This is a genomic window from Roseovarius sp., assembly GCF_040223625.1.
Taxonomy (GTDB): Bacteria; Pseudomonadota; Alphaproteobacteria; order Rhodobacterales; family Rhodobacteraceae; genus Roseovarius.
The window spans coordinates 16,253-38,383 of the sequence record NZ_JAVKFX010000049.1 but is presented as its reverse complement, the minus strand read 5'-3'; the positions used below and the strand labels follow the sequence as shown (position 1 = coordinate 38,383).

22 protein-coding genes are annotated in these 22,131 nt (G+C 67.0%); 5 read left to right on the top strand and 17 right to left on the bottom strand.

Going from position 1 to position 22,131, the window contains the following annotated elements; all coding sequences use genetic code 11:
• From RLN94_RS15065 to RLN94_RS15045, 5 genes are all read right to left on the bottom strand, one after another.
• Positions 1-1,164 (bottom strand): serine hydrolase domain-containing protein, encoded by a 1,164-nt coding sequence (locus tag RLN94_RS15065; protein WP_350124477.1) that lies wholly within the window; start codon positions 1,162-1,164, stop codon positions 1-3.
• 68 nt (positions 1,165-1,232) lie between these two features.
• On the bottom strand, positions 1,233-1,925 hold the full coding sequence (gene pth, locus RLN94_RS15060; protein WP_350124480.1) for an aminoacyl-tRNA hydrolase: 693 nt from the start codon (positions 1,923-1,925) through the stop codon (positions 1,233-1,235).
• Between the two features lie 158 nt (positions 1,926-2,083).
• The gene (locus RLN94_RS15055) at positions 2,084-2,755 is read right to left on the bottom strand and encodes a 50S ribosomal protein L25/general stress protein Ctc (RefSeq protein ID WP_350124483.1); all 672 of its coding nucleotides are present in this window, start codon (positions 2,753-2,755) and stop codon (positions 2,084-2,086) included.
• A gap of 116 nt (positions 2,756-2,871) precedes the next feature.
• Complete coding sequence (locus RLN94_RS15050; protein ID WP_350124486.1) at positions 2,872-3,525, bottom strand: DUF998 domain-containing protein; 654 nt, start codon at positions 3,523-3,525, stop codon at positions 2,872-2,874.
• Positions 3,526-3,594: 69 nt separating this feature from the next.
• Entirely contained in the window at positions 3,595-4,758 is a 1,164-nt protein-coding gene (locus tag RLN94_RS15045; protein WP_350124489.1) for an alpha-hydroxy acid oxidase, read from the bottom strand.
• Positions 4,759-4,869: 111 nt separating this feature from the next.
• On the opposite strand from RLN94_RS15045, the gene RLN94_RS15040 reads away from it, so the two are divergent.
• Together RLN94_RS15040 and RLN94_RS15035 are read left to right on the top strand one after the other, a co-directional pair.
• Positions 4,870-5,307, top strand: coding sequence for a MaoC family dehydratase (locus RLN94_RS15040; protein ID WP_350159088.1), 438 nt, complete (start codon positions 4,870-4,872; stop codon positions 5,305-5,307).
• Positions 5,308-5,317: 10 nt separating this feature from the next.
• Entirely contained in the window at positions 5,318-6,091 is a 774-nt protein-coding gene (locus tag RLN94_RS15035; RefSeq protein WP_350124495.1) for a ZIP family metal transporter, read from the top strand.
• A 3-nt stretch (positions 6,092-6,094) separates the two neighbouring features.
• Here RLN94_RS15035 and RLN94_RS15030 read toward each other — a convergent pair whose 3' ends face one another.
• The 3 genes from RLN94_RS15030 to RLN94_RS15020 form a co-directional block, all read right to left on the bottom strand.
• Positions 6,095-6,898: a 2-keto-4-pentenoate hydratase gene (locus RLN94_RS15030; RefSeq protein ID WP_350124498.1), complete on the bottom strand. Its 804-nt coding sequence runs from the start codon at positions 6,896-6,898 to the stop codon at positions 6,095-6,097.
• On the bottom strand, positions 6,895-7,686 hold the full coding sequence (trpA, locus tag RLN94_RS15025) for a tryptophan synthase subunit alpha (protein ID WP_350169190.1): 792 nt from the start codon (positions 7,684-7,686) through the stop codon (positions 6,895-6,897). Before trpA ends, RLN94_RS15030 begins: the two co-directional genes overlap by 4 nt.
• Before the next feature lie 63 nt (positions 7,687-7,749).
• Complete coding sequence (locus tag RLN94_RS15020) at positions 7,750-8,151, bottom strand: VOC family protein (protein WP_350124504.1); 402 nt, start codon at positions 8,149-8,151, stop codon at positions 7,750-7,752.
• 131 nt (positions 8,152-8,282) lie between these two features.
• Between RLN94_RS15020 and ychF the strand changes: the two genes are divergently transcribed.
• Complete coding sequence (gene ychF / locus RLN94_RS15015) at positions 8,283-9,380, top strand: redox-regulated ATPase YchF (protein WP_350124507.1); 1,098 nt, start codon at positions 8,283-8,285, stop codon at positions 9,378-9,380.
• A 364-nt stretch (positions 9,381-9,744) separates the two neighbouring features.
• Positions 9,745-10,125 carry a hypothetical protein gene (locus RLN94_RS15010; RefSeq protein WP_350124510.1) on the top strand — a complete coding sequence of 127 codons (381 nt, stop codon included), beginning with the start codon at positions 9,745-9,747 and terminating at the stop codon, positions 10,123-10,125.
• A gap of 129 nt (positions 10,126-10,254) precedes the next feature.
• Here RLN94_RS15010 and RLN94_RS15005 read toward each other — a convergent pair whose 3' ends face one another.
• From RLN94_RS15005 to RLN94_RS14975, 7 genes are all read right to left on the bottom strand, one after another.
• Positions 10,255-11,646 carry a M20 family metallopeptidase gene (locus RLN94_RS15005; RefSeq protein WP_350124513.1) on the bottom strand — a complete coding sequence of 464 codons (1,392 nt, stop codon included), beginning with the start codon at positions 11,644-11,646 and terminating at the stop codon, positions 10,255-10,257.
• Entirely contained in the window at positions 11,643-13,208 is a 1,566-nt protein-coding gene (locus RLN94_RS15000; RefSeq protein WP_350124516.1) for a gamma-glutamyltransferase, read from the bottom strand. Before RLN94_RS15000 ends, RLN94_RS15005 begins: the two co-directional genes overlap by 4 nt.
• A complete protein-coding gene (locus RLN94_RS14995; protein ID WP_350124519.1) occupies positions 13,205-14,188 on the bottom strand; it encodes an ABC transporter ATP-binding protein in 984 nt (327 codons plus the stop codon). The genes RLN94_RS15000 and RLN94_RS14995 overlap by 4 nt, the downstream gene beginning before the upstream one ends.
• Positions 14,185-15,180 carry an ABC transporter ATP-binding protein gene (locus RLN94_RS14990; protein WP_350124522.1) on the bottom strand — a complete coding sequence of 332 codons (996 nt, stop codon included), beginning with the start codon at positions 15,178-15,180 and terminating at the stop codon, positions 14,185-14,187. Before RLN94_RS14990 ends, RLN94_RS14995 begins: the two co-directional genes overlap by 4 nt.
• A gap of 4 nt (positions 15,181-15,184) precedes the next feature.
• On the bottom strand, positions 15,185-16,081 hold the full coding sequence (locus RLN94_RS14985) for an ABC transporter permease (protein WP_350124525.1): 897 nt from the start codon (positions 16,079-16,081) through the stop codon (positions 15,185-15,187).
• Between the two features lies 1 nt (position 16,082).
• Positions 16,083-17,000, bottom strand: a complete 918-nt coding sequence (locus RLN94_RS14980) for an ABC transporter permease (protein WP_350124528.1) — start codon at positions 16,998-17,000, stop codon at positions 16,083-16,085.
• A gap of 108 nt (positions 17,001-17,108) precedes the next feature.
• Complete coding sequence (locus RLN94_RS14975; protein WP_350169187.1) at positions 17,109-18,629, bottom strand: ABC transporter substrate-binding protein; 1,521 nt, start codon at positions 18,627-18,629, stop codon at positions 17,109-17,111.
• Between the two features lie 142 nt (positions 18,630-18,771).
• Between RLN94_RS14975 and RLN94_RS14970 the strand changes: the two genes are divergently transcribed.
• A complete protein-coding gene (locus RLN94_RS14970) occupies positions 18,772-19,533 on the top strand; it encodes an IclR family transcriptional regulator (protein WP_350124534.1) in 762 nt (253 codons plus the stop codon).
• A gap of 58 nt (positions 19,534-19,591) precedes the next feature.
• Here RLN94_RS14970 and RLN94_RS14965 read toward each other — a convergent pair whose 3' ends face one another.
• Both RLN94_RS14965 and RLN94_RS14960 read right to left on the bottom strand, forming a co-directional pair.
• Positions 19,592-20,392, bottom strand: coding sequence for a hypothetical protein (locus tag RLN94_RS14965; protein WP_350124537.1), 801 nt, complete (start codon positions 20,390-20,392; stop codon positions 19,592-19,594).
• On the bottom strand, positions 20,385-22,118 hold the full coding sequence (locus tag RLN94_RS14960; RefSeq protein ID WP_350124540.1) for a thiamine pyrophosphate-binding protein: 1,734 nt from the start codon (positions 22,116-22,118) through the stop codon (positions 20,385-20,387). The genes RLN94_RS14965 and RLN94_RS14960 overlap by 8 nt, the downstream gene beginning before the upstream one ends.
• Between the last annotated feature and the right edge of the window lie 13 nt (positions 22,119-22,131).

Genomic DNA, 22,131 nt, shown 5'->3' with positions numbered 1-22,131 from the left:
TCACAGGCTTTCGGCGATGGCGCGGAACATGGCGATATTGGCGTCGTGCACGCCCTCTTCGCGGAACTGCCGGTCGGCGCCGGTGGTGACGATCACCACGTCGCGGGCGCGGTCGATATAGATGTACTGGCCATAGATCCCGCGGGCGAGGGAGATGCCGGGCTCGGCCCCTTCGGGGATCCACCACTGGTAGCCGTAGCCGATCTTGCCCGGCTCGGTGGGCGCGCTTTGGGTGGTGGATTGTTCGAGCCAGTCTTCCGAGACGATGCGGCGACCGGCGATGGTGCCGCCCTGTTCGACCATCAGGCCGAAGCGGGCGTAATCGCGGGTGGTCATGTTGAGCCCGCCGAGGACGAAGGCCACGCCGTCGCCGTCGGTGATGTAATAGGGCGGCTGTTCGAGGCCGAGGGGGGCGATCACCTTTTCCGACAGGAGCGCGGGGATGTCGCGGCCGGTGGCGCCGCGGATGACCATGCCGATGACATGGGTGTCGATCGAGACGTAGAGCCAGCGCTCGCCCGGTTCGGCCTCGCGCTCGGTCAGGCCGGCGGCGAAGCCGTCCATCGTGCCGCCGAGGGCAAGGACGCGGCCCATGCGGTTGATGTCGGAATCGTAGTCGAGGTAATCCTCGTCGAACTTCACACCGCTGGCCATCTGCAGCACGTTGCGGATGGTGGCGCCGTCATAGGCGCTGCCTTCGAGCAAGGGCGCGTATTTCGTGACCGGATCGTCGAGGGAGGCGATATGCCCCTCCTCCATCACGATGCCGAAGAGAACCGAGAGGAAGCTTTTCGCCATCGACCAGCTGATCCGGCGGTCATCGGTGCCGGTGCCCTGGTGATAGCTTTCGTGGACGATCTCGCCGTTCTTCAGGACCAGCAGCGAGGTGACGGTGCGGTCGTCGATCCAGGCGCCGATATTCTCCGGCAGGGCGGCGTCGGGGCCCTCGGGGAGGGGGGTGACGGGGGTGTCGCCGCGCCCGACCGGGGTGGTCAGGAAGGCGCCGTTCATGTGGGAGAAGTTGGTGACGATGTGCTCTTCGGCGAAGAGGCTGTTGACGGCGAGGAGGCGGCTGATCTCCTCGCGTTTCCAGATGCCGACGGCGACCACGGCCAGCACGAAGGCCAGCAGAATCCGCAGGAGCCATTTCAGGATGGTGCGCATGGTTCATCTCCCCCCGCGCGCAGGAAAGCAGGGCAGGCGCGGGCTGTCCAGCGTGACGCGGCGGCGGGTCAGCGGAACTTGTCGACCAGCTTCTGCAGGGGCGAGCGGGGTTCGGCCTCGGGTTCCGCTTCTGGCTGCGGTTCGGGCTTGGCCTCGTCCGGTTTGGATTTGGCTTCGCTCTTGGAGGAGCGGGCGGGGGCGGTGCGGAGGGCCACGGCGTTCAGGAACTTGTCGTTGCGGCCCGAGGCCAGTTCGGGGGCGCCGTCGGCGATGCCGCGCAGCAGGTCGTCGAGCCAGTCCTGGTCGCCCTTGGCGAAATCGTGCAGCACGTATTGGCTGACAAGATCCTTGCGGCCGGGATGGCCGATGCCGAGGCGGACGCGGCGGTAGGTCTCGCCGATATGGGCATGCATCGAGCGCAGGCCGTTATGGCCGGCATGGCCGCCGCCGGTCTTGACCTTGAGCTTGCCGGGGGCGAGGTCGAGCTCGTCATGGAAGACGGTGACGTCTTCGGGCTCCAGCTTGTAGAAGCGCATCGCCTCGCCCACCGACTGGCCGGAGAGGTTCATGAAGGTGGTGGGCTTCAGCAGCAGCACCTTCTCGGTGCCCAGCCGGCCCTCAGACACCTCGCCCTGGAAGCGGGCCTTCCACGGGCCGAAGTCGTGCGCCTCGGCGATGCGGTCGAGCGCCATGAAGCCGATATTGTGCCGGTTGGCGGCGTATTTCGCGCCCGGATTGCCGAGCCCCGCGAAGATCTGCATGGGTTTGCCCCGCCAGTTTCGAGTGGGGAGAGGTGTAGGGCGGGGCGGGGGGTAAATCAACACCCCGGGCCGTGGGCGCGGCGCGCGCGGGCCAAAGAAAAACGCGGGGCCTGCCATCGCAGACCCCGCGTTCGAACTCGGTTGGACGGAGAGAGGGTTTACTCTTCGGTGCCCTCGGCAGCCTCTTCGCCGCCTTCCTCTTCGCCGACGGTCGGCACTTCGTCCGCCTCGGCCTCGTCCTCGTCTTCTTCGGCTTGCAGCGCCGACGGAGCGGACACGTTGCAGATCACGAAGTCACGGTCGATGGTGGGCTTGGTGCCCGCCGGAAGGTCGACCTGGCTGATGGTGACGGTGTCGCCGATATCCAGCGCGGAGAGGTCGACGGTGACCTTCTCGGGGATTTCGCCGGCGGTCACGATCAGCTCGATTTCGCCGCGGATCACGGTCAGCACGCCGCCGCGGCGGATGCCGGGGGCGTCTTCCTCGCCGACGAACTCGACGGGGATGAACAGGTTGATCTTGGTGTTCCGGCGCAGGCGCATCAGGTCGAAATGCGTCGGGAGGTCTTTCACGATGTCCCGCTGCACGTCGCGGCAGATGACGCGGACGTCGTCATGCCCGTCGACCTTGAGGTTGAAGAGAGTCGACTTGAAGCGACCGTCCTTCAGCTTCTTGAGCAGGACGTTGAACGGAATTTTCACGGGAAGCGGATCGACGTCGCCCCCGAACACGATACCCGGAACCATGTGCTCGCGGCGCACTGCACGAGCGGCGCCCTTGCCTGTCCCCGTGCGTTCCTGGACGTGAAGATCAGGAATTTCTCCAGCCATTTTAAAGTCTCCAAAGTTGAGGCGGGGTTCCTCCAAGGCTGTAACCCCGCGTGAAGCCGCGCGTATAGACCGATTGACGCCTGTTGGAAAGAGGGAATCGACGTTCCCGGGCGGGGCTACGCGCGCGGTTCGGGCGCGTCCGGCGCGCGGCTCATGGTCACCCAGGAGAGGATGGCGATCATCCCGCAGGCGATCAGGCCGAGCACACGCTCGACCACCCCGTCGAAGCCGGTGGACATGAGTAGGAAGACCGGCGCCAGAACGACCCAGCCGCCGCCCAGTATCGCCAGCGTGCGGGCGGCGGTCGGGTGGGCGCGGTTCAGGCCGCCGTACATGCCGACCGGAAGATAGGCGAAGAGCAGGCCGAGCGCGTAGACGAGATAGCTGTGAATCACCACCGCTCCGCCGTTGCTGTCGCCATCGCCATACTCGTCGCGCGCCCCGACGATGATGACGAGCCCGGCAATGACGGCCAGTGCCACGGCCCCGGCGGACCAGTCGAGCTTGCCCAGATGCACGCGCGCCGTCGCGAGCGAGGTGGCCATGATCCCGGCGGCGAAACCGTAGAGCGCCACATCCATGATCACGGCATGGCGTCCGGCTGCGAGATCGCTGATGGTCTCGGAAACCCAGTCATGTTGCGGAACGATGGCCTGGGCCAGAAGCGTGCCGCCAATGGCGGCGAGGCATCCCAGAAGGCCCGTCACCCCGAGCGCCCTGGCCAGCAATGGGCGCTGCCGCGCCGTGCCGTGCTGGTTTCCCGTGGTCATCGACCGTTCCCCCTTGGCGCTTGTACCGCCAACGTGATCGAGGACGGGGAGGTTCCGCCGTGACCGGAATTATTGCCAGTCGCCAGCGAAATCCCTTGGGACGAGCAGGATATCGCGGTCGAGGGTCGTCACGTCGCGGCGGCCGCAGAGGGCCATGGAGGTGTCGAGCTCCTTGTGGAGGATTTCGAGCGACTTCGTGACCCCCTCTTCGCCCATGGCGCCGAGCCCGTAGACGAAGGAGCGGCCGATCATCACGCCCTTGGCACCCATGGCGAGGGCCTTGAGGATGTCCTGGCCGGTCCGGATGCCGCTGTCGAGATGCACTTCGATCTTGTCGCCCACCGCATCCATGATCGCCGGCAGGGCGCGGATGGATGAGAGCGCGCCGTCGAGCTGGCGGCCGCCGTGGTTGGAGACCACGATGGCGTCGGCGCCCGCGTTCACCGCCTCCTGCGCGTCGCGCGGGTCGATGATGCCCTTGATGATGACCGGGCCGTCCCACATGCGGCGGAATTCGCGGATCTTTTCCCAGTCGAGGGAGGGGTCGAAGGCTTCGGCGGTCCATTGGGTCAGCGAGGAGGCATCGCTCACGCCCGAAGCGTGGCCCACCACGTTGCCGAATTCGCGCCGCTTCGTGCCCAGCATGCCGAGGCCCCATTGCACCTTGGTCGCCATGTTGGCCATCGACCTGAGCGTCAGCTTGGGCGGGGCCGAGAGGCCGTTCCTGATGTCCTTGTGGCGCTGGCCCATGACCTGCAGGTCGACGGTGATCACGAGGGCCGAGCACTTGGCGGCCTTGGCGCGCTCGAAGAGGCGCTTCATGAAGGCCTCGTCGCGCAGGGTGTAGACCTGGAACCAGAAGGGTTTGGTGGTGTGCTCGGCCACGTCCTCGATCGAGCAGATCGAGAGGGTGGACAGGGTGTAGGGCACGCCGAATGCCTCGGCCGCGCGGGCGGCCTTGATCTCGCCATCGGCGTGCTGCATGCCGGTCATGCCCACGGGCGCAAGCGCCACGGGCATCGACACGTCCTGCCCGACCATCCGGCTGGCGGTGCTGCGCCCGGCCATGTCGACGGCGACGCGCTGGCGGAGGTATATCTTTTGGAAATCCGTGGTGTTTTCGCGGAAGGTCTGTTCCGTCCAGCTTCCGGTTTCGGCATAGTCGTAGAACATCCGCGGGACGCGGCGTTGGTAGAGGCGCCGGAGGTCTTCGATACAGGTGATGACGGGCATGTGCGCTCTCCGGCTTCCATTGGTAAGGTTTCTTAGCCAAAACCGGGGGGCTTGTGCAATGGCAGGACAGGAGGGCGGGCTGTGACAAAGGCGAGCAGGGCGGGAGAGGCGATGTTTTTCGACGATTTCCCGGTGGGGTACAGCTACGAGACGGCAAGCCGGGAGATGCCGCGCGACGAGGTGGTCGGGTTCGCCGAGGAATGGGACCCGCAGGATTTCCACATCGACGACGAAGCCGGGCGCGCCTCGCCCTATGGCGGGCTGATCGCGAGCGGGTTTCACACGCTGGTGACGGCCTATCGCCTGACGCTGGAGACGGGGCTTTGGACCGAGGCCTCGATGGGTTCGCCCGGCATGGAGCACGTGCGCTGGATGCTGCCGGTGCGGCCCGGCGATACGCTGCGGGTGAAGGCGACGGTGACGGCAAGCCGCGCCTCGGCCTCGCGTCCCGACCGGGGGCGGACGACGATCCTTTACGAGGTTCTCAACCAGAAGGACGAGATCGTGATGAGTTACAGCGCCATCCATATCCTGCGGCGCCGGGCGTGAGGGCGCGGCCATGAGCCTGACGCTGATCGGCCTGCTGGCCAGCCTCGGCGCCGGGCTGATGACGGCGGTGGGGGCGATCCCCGTGCTGTTCGGGCGGAGCCTGTCGGCACGGCTGAGCGATACGCTGCTGGGGTTTGCCGCCGGGGTGATGCTGTCGGCCTCGTATTTCTCGCTGATCCTGCCGGGGATCGAGGCCGGGGAGGGGCTTTATGGCACCACGACATGGGCCGCGCTGGTGGCGGGGCTGGGCATCGCGCTGGGCGCGGGGGCGGTGGCGGCGCTGAACGCGTTCGTGCCGCACCGGCATTTCGTGAGCGGGCCGGAAGGGTCGGACCCGAGCGCGTTGCCGAAGATCTGGCTGTTCATCTTCGCCATCACCATTCACAACTTTCCCGAAGGTCTGGCCGTGGGCGTGGGGTTCGGCGGCGGGGACATCACCAACGGCATGTCGCTGGCCACCGGCATCGGGCTGCAGAACGCCCCCGAGGGGCTGGCCGTGGCGGTGGCGCTGAGGGGGCAGGGCTACAGCCGGGGCTATGCCTTCATGGTGGCGATGCTGACCGGGCTGATCGAGCCGGTGGGCGGGCTTCTGGGGGTGAGCGCGGTGCAGCTGTCGCATCACATGCTGCCGCCCGGGCTGACTTTTGCCGCGGGGGCGATGCTCTACATCATCAGCCACGAGATCATTCCCGAGACGCATCGGCGGGGGCACCAGAGTTCGGCCACGACGGGGCTGCTGGCGGGGCTGATCCTGATGATGCTGCTGGACGTGATCCTGGGGTAGGGGTCAGCGGAAGGTGATCTTCGCGCCGGGCAGGTCGATGCCGTCGAGGCGGGTTTGCCACGTGTCGCCGGGCGAAAGCGGGACGGCATCGGTGAGGGTGCCGGTGGTGATGATTTCGCCGGCCGCGAGCGGGGTGGCTTGCGGGTCGGCCGCGAGCGTGTCGAGCAGGTAGGCGAGGGCGTGCAGGGGCCCGTCGAGCACGTCGGCGCCGCGGCCGGTGAGACGTTTGCCGCCGGGGCCTTCGAGCGTGATCGAGAGGCCGGGCAGGGCGGCGGCGCGCTCGGGGCTGAGCGGCAGGCGGGGGCCGGTGAAGAGGGCGCCGTGCAGGCCGAAGCCGGCCTGGCAGTCGGTGACGTCGAATGTCCAGCCGGGGAAGGGGGAGAAGACGATCTCGAACCCGTGGGAGACCCAGTCGATGCAATGGGCGAGGTCGTCGGGCGTCATGCCGGGGGAGGGGGCCGATTTCAGGCCGAGGATGATTTCGGGCTCGAGCCGGGGTTCGGGGAGGTTCGGGAGCGTGACGGGGGCGCTGGAGAGCTCGAAGAGGGTGGTGTTCCAGACCGGGCCCCAGATCGGGCCGGTGACGCCGTAGATGGGCCAGATCGAGCGGTTGGTAAAGCCGATCTTGCGGCCGACCATCCGCTCGCCGCGGGCGGTGCGGGTGGCGGTGATGTGGTGGGCGACGCGGCCGGCGGTGGCGGCGTCGAACCCTTGTATGCGGCCTGACAGCGGGGCGAGCGGGCGGCCGCTGTCATAGGCCTCCAGCAACGCGGCGGCTAGGCCGGGCGCGTCTGGATTCTGTGTCACGCGCTGTGGGCCCCGTCGGCGAGGCCGCGCACGAAATCAAGCACTTGCGCCGGGGTTTCCCCTTCGGCCAGCTTGGCGACGTTGGCCGAGCCGACGACCGCGCCATCGGCGACGCGGGCGATCTCGCGGCTGGTCTCGGGGGTGCGGATGCCGAAGCCCACGATGACCGGCAGGTCGGTCTTGGCCTTGATGCGCTTGACCTCGGGCCCGACATCGGCGGCCTGTGCCGCGGCGGCGCCGGTGATGCCGGTGATCGAGACGTAATAGACGAAGCCGGAGGTGTTGGTCAGCACCTTGGGCAGGCGCTTGTCGTCGGTCGTGGGGGTGGCGAGGCGGATGAAGTTGAGGCCGGCCTGCTGGGCGGGAATGCAGAGCTCCTCGTCCTCCTCGGGGGGCAGGTCGACCACGATCAGACCGTCGATGCCGGCCTCCCGCGCGTCGGCGAGGAAGGTGTCGACGCCGCGGTTATAGATCGGGTTGTAATAGCCCATCATCACGATCGGGGTGGTGTCGTCGGTCTTGCGGAACTCGGTGACGAGGTCGAGCGTGCGTTGCAGGGTCATGCCGCCTTCCAAAGCGCGCTGGCCGGCGAGCTGGATGGTGGGGCCGTCGGCCATCGGATCGGTGAAGGGCAGGCCGAGCTCGATGATGTCGACGCCGGCGGAGGGCAGGCCCTTCACCACTTCGAGCGAGGTCTCGTAATCGGGATCGCCGGCCATAACGTAGGCGACGAAGGCCTTCTTTCCGGCGGCTTTGAGCTCTGCGAACTTGGCGTCGATACGGGTCATCCGGGCATCCTGCAGTCTGGTTCCCGGTGGTTTCGCGCAAACGGCGCCGGAGTGCAACAAGGATCATGCCTCGGTCATGATCATCCAGTGGGTGCCGTACCGGTCGCGCACCATGCCGAAACCGGGGGAGAAGAATGTCTCGCCATATGCGTCGATCACCTCGCCGCCCTCGGCCAGCCGGTCGTAGAGCGCGCGGCCTTCGGCGGCGTCGGAGACGACATGGGTGATCGAGACGGCCTTTTGCGGATCGCCCTCGAACCCCGGGGGGAAATCGCCCGCCATCAGGCGCGTGCCATCGGGCAGGGCGAGATGCGAATGCATCACCCTGTCGCTGTCGATCTTCTGTGGCGTTTCGGCAGGCGCGTCGGACCATTTCATAATGGTTAACTCACCGCCGAAAACGTCGGCGTAAAAGGCCATGGCGTCGGCACAGTGGCCCTGGAAGTGCAGGTAGGGGTAGGGCATCGCGGTTTCCCTTTGGTTAAGGCGCGGAACGTCTCATCGTGCAACCTGGGCAGGCCTTGCGGCAAGCGCCACCTTGCAACGCGCCCGGTTGCGGCATAGAAGCGCCGCGTTGCCGTAAAGGAGGGCGCGAGATGGGTTTCAAGATGGGTATCGTGGGCTTGCCGAACGTGGGGAAATCCACGCTCTTCAACGCGCTCACCCGCACCGCCGCGGCGCAGGCCGCGAACTTCCCCTTCTGCACGATCGAGCCCAACGTGGGCGAGGTGGCCGTGCCCGATGCGCGGCTCCAGAAGCTGGCCGAGATCGGCAAGTCGAAACAGGTGATCCCGACGCGGATGACCTTTGTCGACATCGCCGGGCTGGTGAAGGGCGCGAGCAAGGGCGAGGGGCTGGGCAACCAGTTCCTGGCGAACATCCGCGAGACGGACGCGATTGCCCATGTGCTGCGCTGTTTCGAGGATGGCGACGTGACCCACGTGGAGGGCCGCGTCGACCCGGTGGCCGATGCCGAGGTGATCGAGACCGAGCTGATGCTGGCCGACCTCGAGAGCATCGAGAAGCGGCGCGCGGGGCTGGTGCGCAAGCTGAAGGGCAACGACAAGGAGGCGGTGGTGCAGGACCGGCTTCTGGCGCAGGCGCAGGCGATGCTGGAAGAGGGCAAGCCGGCGCGGCTGGTGCAGGTGGGCGACGAGGACGCGAAGGCGTGGAAGAACCTGCAATTGCTGACCACGAAGCCAATTCTCTATGTCTGCAATGTCGACGAGGCGAGCGCGGCGGAGGGCAATGCCCATTCCGCGGCCGTGGCCGCCATGGCCGCCGAGCAGGGCGCGGCGAGCGTGGTGATCTCGGCCCAGATCGAGGAGGAGATCAGCCAGCTCGACAGTGACGAGGCGGCGATGTTCCTCGAGGAAATGGGGCTGGAGGAGGCCGGGCTCGACCGGCTGATCCGGGCGGGCTACGACCTGCTGCACCTGCAGACCTATTTCACCGTCGGCCCCAAAGAGGCGCGGGCCTGGACCATCCGGCGCGGCACGCTGGCGCCGCAGGCGGCGGGGGTCATTCACGGCGATTTCGAGAAGGGCTTCATCCGGGCCGAGACCATCGCCTACGACGATTTCGTGGCGCTGGGCGGCGAGCAGGGGGCAAAGGACGCCGGCAAGATGCGGTCGGAAGGCAAGGGCTATCTCGTCAAGGATGGCGACGTGCTGCACTTCCTGTTCAACAACTGAGTTCGTCGAAAACTTAACGCTTCGTTGTGCCCTGCGAACGAGGGTGTTCGCCGGGGCCGAGGCGAATCATGCCGTGCGGCCCGGTTAACAAGGGGTTTCAGGGCCATTTCGGGATGTCGGTATACGTCGGTATTTTGTCGGTATCGCGTCGGTGCGGGCGCCGGTGGCGCCCCGGGTTGATGTGGCGTTCGGTGGGGGGTGGCACGAGATGTCGGGGGCCGTGCAACGGGGTGGATGGGCTGGCTGGCGGAGGCCGGGGCCCGGTGACGCCACGGCATGCGGGCGCGGTGGCGGTGGCGGTCTATACTGGCGACGGCGCGGGAGGGGTGGCCCCTGCCGCGCGGAGATGGCCCGGGAGGATGACATGTCGGAGACCGCACCGTGGCTGATCCTGGCCTGTGCCCTGTTCAACCTGGGGTTCGGGGTGTTTCACCTGCTGTTCTGGCGTCTGCTGAGCTGGCCCGCGTCGCTGGCCCCGGCGGGCGGGCTCAACAGGGCCGTGGCGCAGACGCTGAACCTGATGCTGTGCTACTGCTTCTTCGCGGTCGCGCTGGCGCTGGTGCTGGCCGGTGACGGGGCGGTGGGGCGCGGGCTGGCCCTGTTCGGCGCCGGGTTCTGGCTGTTGCGGGCGGCGCTTCAGCCCGTCTTCTTCCCGATGCGCCGCCGGTACTCGGTGATCCTGCTGGCGGTGTTTGTCGCGGGGGTGGCGCTGCACGGCGCCGCCGGGCTGGGCCTGGATCCTTGAGCCGAAGGGTCCGTGCCGCATCGAAAGCGCGGCCCGGATGCGGCGTCTTGTGGACATGTCGGGAAGGAGGAGATGTTCACGAGCCGGGGTCAACGCGAGACTCGGCGCACGTCGCCGGCTGTGTACGTGTCAGCGGCCCGGCGCCGGCTTTTCCCCTATGTCCCAGAACACGCCTGCCATGATCCGCAGGGCATCCCGGCAGACAGGCATCAGCACGTGCTCGTTCGGCGCATGCTGCGAGCAGCCGCGATAGGAATGCGGTACCCAGATTGTCGGCAGTTCGAGGATATCGGTGAAGCTGTCGTTGGGCAGGGAGCCGGCGAGGTTGGGCAAGACGTGCAGGTCGCCGGATGTCTCGCGGATCGAGGCGCCGACGAACTGTGCCCAGGGGTGGGTGGGGTCCAGCCGGGTGGCGGCGAAGAAGCCACGGTCGTGCGGACGGATCTGCACCCGCTCGAAACCGTGCGCGTCGAGGTGGCGCCGCAGGGCGGGGACCACCTCCGCGGGGTCGGTGCCGACGACGAAACGGAGCTGGCAGGTGGCCCGTGCCCAGCCGGAGATCGCGTTGACCGGCGCGTCGGGCACGCCCGAGACCATGGCGAGCACCGCGAAGCTGTTCCAGCCGAAGACACGCTCGGCGGGGGTGAGGCTTTCCTCGCCCCAGTCGGGATCGACATCGGGGCCTTCGCCGCCCTGAACGGGCAGGTCGCGCAGGGTCTCGCGGACGGTGTCGGTCAGGCTGTCGGGGCGCCATTCGGGCACCTTGATCTGGCCGCGCGCATCGGTGATGCAGGCCAGCGCGTGGGCGAGGATCATCGCCGGGTCCGCCAAGAGGCCGCCCCAGTTGCCGGAATGGTGCGCGCCTTCGTGCGTTTCGACCACGAGGTCGAAGGTGGTGCCGCCGCGCGAGCCCATGAACATGGTCGGCACTTCGGGTTGCAGGCGCGGCCCGTCGGAGGCGATCAGCACATCCGCCGTCAGCCGGTCCTTGTAGGTGCGGAAGATCTCGGGCAGGCCGACCGAGCCGACCTCCTCGCTCATCTCGATGACGATGCGGGTGTTGAAGCCGAGGCTGCCGCGCGCCGCAAGGACGGATTCGAGCGCGGCGATGTTGATCAGGTGCTGGCTCTTGTTGTCGGCGGTGCCGCGCCCGTAGAGGCGGTCGCCCTCTACGGTGATCTCCCAGGGCTGCAACCCGTCGCGCCACATGTCGTCCTGTCCCAGCACGGTGTCGCCGTGGCCATAGGTCAGGACCGTAGGCAGGTCGTCGCCTTCGATACGCTCGCCCAGCAAGAGAGGCCCGCCCTTGGGGTTGGGGTTGTCGAGTATCTCGCAGGCAAAGCCCATCGACTCGAGCCGTGGCTGCATCGCCTCGACGAGGTAGCGCTGCGCCTCCGCGCGGGCCTCGGGGGCGGGGTTCTGGCTTTCGCTGCGGAACGACACGAGGTGCGACAGGTCGGACTGGAACGTGCCGGCGTTGAAATATTCGGTGGCGTTGGTGATGGCGGTGTCGCGGGTCATTGAGGGTCTTCCAGGACTGCGTCACCCCAGGGTGACATGATTTCGGTACATCCCGTGTTCACGGCATCATGACGCATGACGCCGGCGGGACAGGCAAAGGCATAGGGCAGGACGGTGCGGCGGGTGGTGCGCACCGGCATGACGTCTTCGATGGCCGACAGCACCGAGGCGGGCAGGGTGTCGTCGGCGATGGCGGTGCCGCCGCCCGAGACGTCGATGCGGGGGGCGTGGAACGCGGCCTCGATATCCATGCCGCTGTCGGTGATGAAGGAGGCCATCTGCGCCACCGCCGAGACGATCTTGCGCCCGCCCGAGGCGCCGAGCGCGAAGTGGCGCGGGCCGTGGTGGCCGAGGATGGGGCAGACGTTCATCAGGCAGGCCTTGTCGGGCGCAAGGGAGTTGGGTTTGCCCTGTTCGGGGTCGAACCACATGATGCCGTTGTTCATCAGGAGGCCGGTTGTGGGCGAGACCACGCGGCTGCCGAAGATCGACAGAAGGGTCTGGGTGTTGGCGACCATGTTGCCGGCGCGGTCGACGATAGAGAAATGCGTGGTGCAGCCGGGGGCCTCGGGCACTTCGCCGGTGTCGCCCATCTTGCCCAGCCGGTCGGCATAGGCGCGGTCGAGGGCGCTTGCATAGGCCGGAAAGGCGCGTTCGGGGGTGGAGAGGTCCTGATCCGACAGCTGTTCCATCACGTGGGCGAAGGTGGGCCCCGCGGTGAGGCCGGGCATGACGTGAAAGAGCGCGTCGCGGTAGGGCACGCGTTGCGCCGCGCCCATCCAGGCGCGGTAGCCCGACAGGTCGCCGGCGGAGAGGCTGCCGCCCTTGGCCTGAACGTCCCCGGCCAGGGCCCGGGCGATATCGCCGTCGTAGAAGCTGCGCGGACCGCCGCGTGCCAGGGTTTCCAGCATGTCGGCCATGGCGGTCTGATCGAGCCGGTTGTCGGGGATCGCGGTCCAGCCGGAGCCCTTGGGCCACGTGCCGTCATCGAGAAAGAGCGCGGCGGCGTCGGGGTCGGCGGCGAGGTTGCGGGCGACGGAGGCGATCACGAGGGCCGCGTACCAGTCGACCAGCATGCCTTCGCGGGCGTGGGCGATGGCGGGGGCGAGCAGGTCGGCCCAGGGCAGGCGGCCCCATCGTTCATGGGCCTGCCCGATCCCGTCCACGACGCCGGGCACGGCGATGGCTTTGGCGCCTTCGACGTTGCGGTCGTCGACGACCCGTTCCCACGGGAAAAGGTCGCCGGCCTTGCCTTCGCCCGACAAGGGGTAGTCGGCCACGTCGAGGCCCTTGGGCGAGCGCATCCCGAAATTGATCGCCACGGCGTCGCCCGTGTCGGCGCGCCAGTGGACCGCCGCGCCGCCGCCGGCGGGGCCGCTCATCCACGGCTCGAGCACGCCGATGACGAAAGAGGTGGCCACGGCGGCATCGACCGCGTCACCGCCCGCGCGCAGGGCTTCGGCGCCCGCCTCGGCGGCGAGGCGGTGCTGGGCCGCGACCACGCCGCCGGACGTTTCGATGACGTGCTTGCGGACCGTTTGCGTTCTGGAAAGCGCGCTCATGCCGCGCCCTTCTCGAACATCGGGCTTTCGGGGTCGTGCAGGTGACACTCGACCAGCCCCGCATCGGTTTGCAGGGGTCGGGGCGCCTGGGCCGCGCAATGCGCCGTGGCGTGGGGGCAGCGCGGGTGGAAGGCGCAGCCCGAGGGCGGGTCGATCGGGTTGGGATAGGCGGTGCCGAGCGAGGTTTCCGGCACGCCCTGCGTCGGGTCGGGCGTCAGGACGGAACTGAGCAGCGCCTGCGTGTAGGGGTGGCGCGGACGCTCGAAGAGGTCGGCCACCGGCGCCTCCTCGACGATGCGGCCGAGATACATCACCGCGACGCGGGTGGCGAGGTGTTCGACCACCGCGAGGTCGTGCGAGATGAAGAGATAGGTCAGCCCGAAATCGCGGCGCAGATCGGCCAGCAGGTTGAGGATCTGGCTTTGCACCGACACGTCGAGCGCCGAGGTGGGTTCGTCGCAGATGACGATTTCGGGCTTCATCACCAGCGCCCGGGCGATGGCCACGCGCTGACGCTGGCCGCCCGACATCTGGCTGGGATAGGTGTTGATGACGCGGGCCGGAAGGCCCACGATGTCGAGGATCTCCTCGACCGCCTTGCGCTGGCTGGCGGTGTCGCCGATGCGGTGGACCCGCAGGGGCAGCGAGATGAGATCGTAGATCGATTTGCGCGGGTTTAGCGAGGAATACGGATCCTGGAAGATCGGCTGAAGCCGCCCGGCGAGGGCGCGGCGGTCGAGATCCTGCATGTTCTCGCCTTCGACGAGCACCTTGCCATCGGTCGGTTTTTCAAGCCCGAGGAGCAGCTTGGCGAGGGTGGACTTGCCGCAGCCGGATTCGCCCACGAGGCCCAGCACCTCGCCCTTGCGGATCGAGATCGTGACGTCGTTGACCGCCGAGAGCGGCTTGCGCTGGCCGAAGAGGCCCTGCTTGACGCTGTAGGTCTTCTTGACGTGGTCGAGGGTGAGGATATCGCTCATGCGGCGTCTCCTTCCTTGGACAGGGCGCCATCGGCGTGGACACAGCGGAAATCGTGATTGTTGGTGCCGCGCAGGGGGATGGCCTCGCGGCAGGCGGGCACGGCATGGGGGCAGCGGGTGCGGAAGGCGCAGCCGGTGATGTCGCCCACCAGCGAGGGCACGATGCCGGCGATGGTGCCGAGCGCCGCGCCGCGTTCGGTCTTGCCCGGTTGCGGGATGCAGCGCAGCAGGCCGCGGGTATAGGGGTGGCTGGGGGTTTCGAAGACGGCCTCGGCCGGGCCGGTCTCGACCAGTTCGCCCGCATACATCACCGCCACCTTGTCGGCGACGCGGGCCACGACGCCGAGGTCGTGGGTGATCAGGATCATGGCCATGTTCATCTCGCGCGTGAGGTCGACCAGAAGGCGCAGGATCTGGGCCTGGATGGTCACGTCGAGCGCGGTGGTCGGCTCGTCGGCGATCAGCAGGTCGGGTTCGCACATCAGGGCCATGGCGATCATCACGCGCTGGCGCAACCCGCCCGACAACTGGTGCGGGTATTGCGACAGGCGGCTTTCAGCGGCGGTGATGCCGACCTTTTCCAGAAGCTCCACGGCGCGGGCGCGGGCCTTGGCCTTGCTGACATTGCGGTGCAGCAGCAGGGTTTCCATGAGCTGGTCGCCGATGGTGTAGGCCGGGTTCAGCGAGGTCATCGGCTCCTGGAAGATCATCGCGATGCGGTTGCCGCGCAGGTCGCGCATCACGCGGTTGCCCGCTTTCAACAGGTCGATATCGTCGTAGCGGATCTCGTCCGCCGAGCGCTTGATCGACTTGCCGAGAAGGCCCATCATGGCCAGCGAGGTGAGCGACTTGCCCGAGCCGCTCTCGCCGACGATGGAGAGGGTTTCGCCGCGCTTCATCTCGAAGTCGATGCCGCGCACCGCGTGCAGCGTGCCGCTGCCGGTGGGGATGTCGAGCGTCAGGTTCTTTACGGAAAGCAATGTGTCGGACATGTCGTCAGCTCCGTCCTTCGGGGGCGGTGACGTCGCGCAGGCCGTCGCCCATGAGGTTGATTGCCAGCACGAGGGCGAAGAGCACGGCGCCGGGGATCAGCACCAGCCACGGCTCGAACAGCATCATGTTCTTGCCCTCGGAGACCATAAGGCCCCAGGAGGGGATCGGCGGCTGGACGCCGAGGCCGAGGAAGCTGAGCGCGGCTTCCAGAAGGATGGCGTGGGCCATTTCCAGCGTGACGATCACGATGAGGTTGTTGAACACGTTCGGCATGATCTCGGTCAGGACGATGCGCGGGGTCGAGGCGCCGATCACCTGTGCGGCGGCGACGTAATCGCGCCGGCTGATCTGCAGGGTGGAGGCGCGCATCACCACGGCGAAACGATCCCAGAGCAGGAGGCCCAGCACGCAGATCACCACGGTGAGCGAGCCGCCGAGGATGGCCACCACCGCGAGCGCCACCAGCACGACGGGCATGGCGAGGCGCACGTTGATGAGAAAGGTTACCACGGCGTCGACCTTGCCGCCGAAATAGCCCGCGGCGACGCCCATCGCGGTGCCGATAACGCCCGAGATCAGCGCCGCGACAGCGCCGATCAGAAGCGACACGCGGGCACCGTAGATGAGCCGCGACAGGTAATCCCGGCCCAGGTGATCGGTGCCCAGGGGATGTTCCCACGTGCCGCCCATGAAGACCGGGGGGACCATCCGCTTCATCAGGCTTTGGGCGTAGGGGTCGTGCGGGGTCAGCAGGGGCGCGAAGATCGCCACCAGCACCAGCAGACCCACGACGACCATGCCGAACATCAGCCCCTTGTGCGACAGCGCGCGGGCCTTGAGCATCTGGCGGGGCGAGGGCCCCTGGATTTCGCGGGAGAGTGGATCGGTCGTATCGGTCACGTCAGGCACTCCGCATTCTGGGGTCCAGCCAGGCGTTCAGAACGTCGGCGAGGAAGGTGAAGACGATGTAGAACATCGAGAAGACGAGGATCAGCGCCTGCACGGTTGGCAGGTCGTTGCGGGCGATGCTTTCCCAGGCGAGGTATCCCGCGCCATGCAGGGCGAAGACGCTTTCGACCACGATCGAGCCGCCCAGCATGAAGCCCATCTGCACGGCGGCGAGGCTGACCACGGGGATGATGGCGTTGCGCAGCGCGTGCTTGAAGAGAACGCGGGATTCGCCCGCGCCCTTGGCCCGCGCGGTGCGGATATAGTCGGAGTTAAGCACGTCCAGCATGCCCGCGCGTGTCAGGCGCATGATGGCGGGCATGGCGTAATAGCCCAGCACGATGGTGGGCATGATGAAATGCCGCCACGAATCCGCGCCCGAGGGCGGCAGCATGCCCAGCTGGATCGCGAAGATCACGATCAGGATCAGGCCGAACCAGAACGAGGGCATCGCCTGGCCCGCAACCGACAGGAAGAGCGCCACGCGGTCGATCATCGAATTGGGGCGGATCGCCGCGACCACGCCCAGCGGCACTGCGGTGATCAGCGCGAAGAGGATGCCGCAGACGCCCAGGGTCATGGTGACCTGCAGGCGTTCGGCAATCAGGCTGGCGACGGGCAGCTTGAAGTAATAGCTTTCGCCGAAATCCCCCTGCAGCGCCGAGAACAGCCAGTCGCCGTATTGCACCAGCATCGGGCGGTCGAAGCCGTAGAGGCGGCGCAGCGTCTCGACATCCTCGCCGCTGGCGGTTTCCCCCGCGAGCGCCGCGGCCGGATCGCCGGACAGAAACAGCAGCGAGAAACTGATGAAGCTGACGGTGAAGGCGACCAGCACAGCCAGACCGAGGCGTTTCATTATGAATGTGAGCATGGCGGACCTTTCGCGTGACGCGCCTTGTGCGCGTTGCGGGGGAAGGGAGTTCGTGTCTTGAAGGTCGGTCGGGTGAGGGGCCGGAGCCGGCCCCTCACCTGGACTGTCTTAGTTCCAGCTCATGTCGACGAAGCGCAGCACCTCGTCGGGCGTGGGCGTGTAGGCGACTTCATCCGTGAACACGTAGTTGGTGTTGTAGGTGAACATCGGCGCCCAGTAGGCCTCTTCCGTGATGCGCTGCAGGGCCTTGGTGTAGTACTCCACCCGCTCGTCCGGGTCGGTCGAGCTGTCGGCGATGTTCAGCCATTCGAGCACCTGGTCGTCGCGCGTGCTGTCGAGCGAGCCGTGCTTGAAGAACTGGCTGACCATGGCCGAGGCGTCGTTGATCGAGTAGCTGCCCCAGGTCTGGAACGAGATCGGCACCTCGCCCTTCATGTTGAGTTCGCGCAGGGCCGAGTATTGCAGCATGTTGAAGTTTGTCTCGATGCCCACGGCGTTCAGGTACGAGGTGATCGCCTCGGCATACTGGCGGTCGCGGTAGGCGTAGAAATCGACGGTGAAGCCATCGGGGTACCCCGCCTCGGCCAGCAGTTCTTCGGCCTTCTCGGGATTGTATTCGTACTCGGTCACGTCCTGATTACAGCCGAACTGGCTGGGGAAGCAGGGGGTGTAGACGACCTGGGAGGCTCCCTGAAGGAGGGCATCGACCAGTTCCTGCCGGTTGATGGCATAGTTGACGGCCTCGCGCACCAGCTTGTTGGTGAACGGGTTCTCGCCCGAGCGGCCGGCGGAATCCATCTGCAGGTAACCTACCCGCATGGTGGATTCGTTGGCGACGGTGAGTTCATCACGGGTGGCCAGCTTGTTGGCCTGGTCGGCGGGCACCTGCCAGATCAGGTCGAGCGAACCGGAGAAGAGTTCCGCCATCTGCGTGTTCACGTCCGGGATGGTACGGATGTCGATCTTTTCGATCTCGGGCTGGCCCTTGGGGCTGTCGTGGTAGTTCTCGTTGGCTTCGAGCACGAAACGCTGACCCGGCGTGACATCGACGGCCTTGTAGGGGCCGGTGCCGACGGGCTTCAGGCCCATGCCGGAGGGGCCGGCCTCGGCGTAGTATTCGTCCGGGTACATGGAGACCGGGCCGGACAGGAACTCGATCGCCGCCGGGAACTTGTCCTTGAGGTTGATGCGCACGGTGAATTCGTCGATCTTTTCGGCCGATTCCATCCAGTTGACGTTGCGCTGGGTCTTCACGCCGCTTTCTTCCTTGGCGACGAAGTTGACGGTGTAGACCACGTCATCGGCGTTGAACGCCTCGCCGTTGTGAAAGGTGACGCCCTCGCGCAGCTTGAATTCCAGCGTGGTGTCGTCGATCCATTCCCAGCTGGTGGCGAGGTTGCCGACATATTCGTTGGTTTCGGGGTCGCGATAGATCAGCCCGTCCCAGATGGCGCGTTGCAGCACCACCCCTTCGCGGGACGAATTGAAGTAGCTGTCGACATTCTCCAGCTCCTTCGTGAAGGCGACGTTGAGCGTGCCCGAGGCCTTGTCGGCCAAGGCGGGCAAGGCCATGCCGGCCGCTAGGACCGAGGCGAGGAGGGTTGCGGTTGTTTTGGTCTTTACGAGCATGACGACTCCCTGTTGCGTGATGGTGGTTATCACTATTTGATATTGCCGATTGCTATTTGATCAGTATAGCAATGTGTTGCAGGTCGGCGTCAAGACCCGGGTGTATTCAACCGCCACGGGACACCCTAAGGGGGAGGAAAACATGGAAAGGAAGCGGGACAGCCTGTACGCGAGCACGCTGGCACGGGGGCTGCAGATCCTCCGGGCGTTCGACGAATCACATGTCGCGCTGTCGCTCACGGATCTTGTGGCGCGCACCGGGCTGGAGAAAAGCGCGGTGCAGCGGATGGCGCACACGCTGCACGTGGAAGGGATGCTGGACCGCGATCCGAAATCACGCCTGTACCGTCCGAGCCACGCGTGGCTGGAACTGGCCTACGCCTACTACTGGTCCGACCCCCTGATCGCCCGCGCCCTGCCCAAGCTGATCGAATTCAGCCGCGCCATGGGCGAGACGGTGAACCTGGCGCAGATCTCGGGCGATCATATCATCTATTCGCTGCGGCTGCCCAACCAGCGGACGCATTTCGCGGCAAGTATCGTGGGACGACGTTTGCCTGCGCTGAACACGGCTTCCGGAAGGGTGATGCTATCGACCAGAAGCGACGAGGAAATTGGTCACGCCTGTTCCCGTTGGCCCCTGGTTCAGGCGACGCGGAAGACGCTCATGGACCGGAGCGACATCGCAAGACACATAAAGTCGGCCCGCGAAGACGGATTCTGCATCACCCGGGATCAAATGTTGCTCAATGAAATCAGCCTCGCCGCACCCGTGAGAGGCACCGATGGTCAGGCGCATGCTGCGGTACAGATCTCCATTTCCGGCATTGCTTTCAATGAAAAACAAGTCCTTGAGAGGTTTCTGCCGAGCCTGCTTGACACGGCCGCCGGAATTCTGGGTTGAACGGGTCACGGATGGTGGCGGGTAACACGCTGCGCCGCAACGAGGACAGCAGGGGTCGCTACGCTTCGAGCGCCCGCGCCACCAATTCTCGGGCACCGATCCCGGGTCGTGCGCCCAAGGCACGCGCCCGCGCGTTCGCGGCGGAGATAATACCGTCCTGCCATGTCGAACGTGCCTCGCCTATGCGGGCGCTGCCTGCGGCGACCGTCGCGGCGGCGACGCCGCGGGTTTCCAGCACGGGCAGACGCCCTGTTCCCGGCCCGCCACCCGCATCGTTGAAAAGCGCAAGGAAGGCATCGGCCTTGATCGCATTCATCGGATCGCTGCCGAACAGAGCGCCATGCGACCCGGTAACGACGATGCGGCCGGCATCCTCCGGCAGGACGAGGCTGGCCGAGTCGACAAGCACCAACGCACGGCGTGCGCCGTCCGGCGTCAGGACCTCGCGCGCTTCGGCGACCACCGGGCAATCGTACGTTTGCATGGGGGCGGCGGCCAGCCGGGCGGCGGCCTCGGCGCAGGGCATGCCTGGCGATACGCCGCAATCACGCGCCCGGTCATTGGCGTGCGAGATGCGGCCGCTGTCCAGCATCCGCGCTGCCTGCCCGATTGGAGCACTGGTGTGATCCACGGCGGCGGCGGCCATGCCCAGCTTTTCCAGGTACAGCAGCCCGCCGATACCTGCGCCGTCCAGGCCGACACCCGCGTCGTGCAGGATGACGGCGCGGCACCCCGCCTTGCAGGCGGCCCATGCGGCGTAGGTTCCGCCGTGCGAGCCCGAAACGACCACCCGGCCGACGGCCTCCGCCCCCAATTTCGTGACGCTGTCGGCAAGCAGCGGAGCTTGCAGGTCAGGCAATCCTGTCGCCCTTCCTGACCTGCGCCGCGCGGCTGTCGGCGGCAGGCAGCATCTTGCCCGGATCGCGCGTCACCACGACGTCCAGCACCGTGGGGCGGCCCGGTTCGTTCAAAGCCTGCCTCAGGGCGTCCGCCAGTTGACCCGGTGCCTCGATACGGATCCCGCGACAGCCAAGCGCCTCGGCCGCGGCGGCGTAGTTGGTCTCGGCAAGGTCACTCGATTGATAGGCCCCTTCGCCGTACATCAGGTGCTGCAGCGCTTTGACATAGCCAGAGGCGGCGTTGTTCACCACGATGATGGTGACGGCAAGCCCCATGCGGCGGGCGGTTTCCAGCTCTCCCAGGACCATGTTGAAGCCACCGTCGCCGGTCAGGGCGACCACCGCCCGCTCGGGCGCGGCGAGGCGCGCGCCGATCGCACCGGGCAGACCGTAGCCGATGGAGGCAAAGCCCCGGTCCGGCACGAAGCCGCGCCCGGCCCTGGGCTGGTCGTAAAGCAGGCCGCCCCAATGTGCGGCAAAGCCGCCATCGGCGATCAGGATTGCGTCTTCGGGCAGAGTGGCGTTGAGTTCGCCCATCAGGCGGCCCATCGACACCGGCACCTCGTCGCTTTCCAGCCGTTCGCGCGCCGTCTCGCGCCAAGCGGCCATGCGGGTCGGCACGCTTTCGGTCCAGGCCTTGCGCGCGTCGGGCGCCGGCTTGCCATCCAGCGCGGCGGCCAGATCGCGGATGCTTTCGCGCACATCGCCCCAGAGGGGCAAGGTGGGCTGGTAGGTTCGGCCGATCTCCTCGGCCACGCAGTCGAGATGGATGAGCGTCTTGCCCGGCTCGGGCACCGTGTAGCGCTTGGTTGCGATCTCGCCCAGCTTGCAGCCGACCACCAGAAGACAATCGCTTTCGGCGATCATGTCGTTGGCGATCCGGTCATAGCGTCCGAAGAGCCCGGCAGAGATCGGGCTGGTGCAGGCAACCGCGCCCTTTCCGCTGAGGGTGTGGGCGACGGGAATGCCGTGCGTTTCTGCGAAGGATTGCAGGTCGTTCGCCGCCTGCGACAGGTGCACGCCGCCGCCGGCGAGGATCAATGGTTTTTCCGCTCCGATCAGCATGGCCGCGGCCTCGGCCAGGCTGTCCGCGTCGGGGCGCGCGCGCAGTGCCGGGGCCGACTCGTAACGGGCGGCGGCGGTGAAATCGCCTTCGGAGAAACCATGCGTGCCATGCGCCACGTCTTCCGGCACGACAAGCGCCACCGGGCCGGGACGCCCGGTCGTGGCGACGGTGAAGGCGCGGCGGACGAGTTCGGGGAGGCGCGCGACGCTTTCGGCGCGGATCAGTTCCTTCACGGCGGGCCGCAGGATCTCGGCCTGCCGCGCCTCCTGCGTCATGTTCTTCCACGAATGGTCGCGGTGCGAGTCGCCGACGATGGCGACCATCGGGCTGCCCGCGTTGAGGGCTTCGACCAGACCGGTGACTAGGTTGGTGGCCCCGGGGCCGAGCGTCGCATCGACGATCCCGACACGACCCGAGACCTTGGCATAGGCATCGGCGGCGAACACGCCGCAGCGTTCGTCGTTGATCAGATTGTGGTTGAGCCCGAGCCGGCGCGCGGCGTCGTAGAAGGGCAGGAGCTGGAAACCGCCCATGCCGAATACCGGGCCGGCCCCGTGTTTGAGCAGCATGTGCACCAGCGCCTCGCCCCCGGACATCTCGTTGTGGTTTTTCTGGTTCATAATGCCCTCTTCG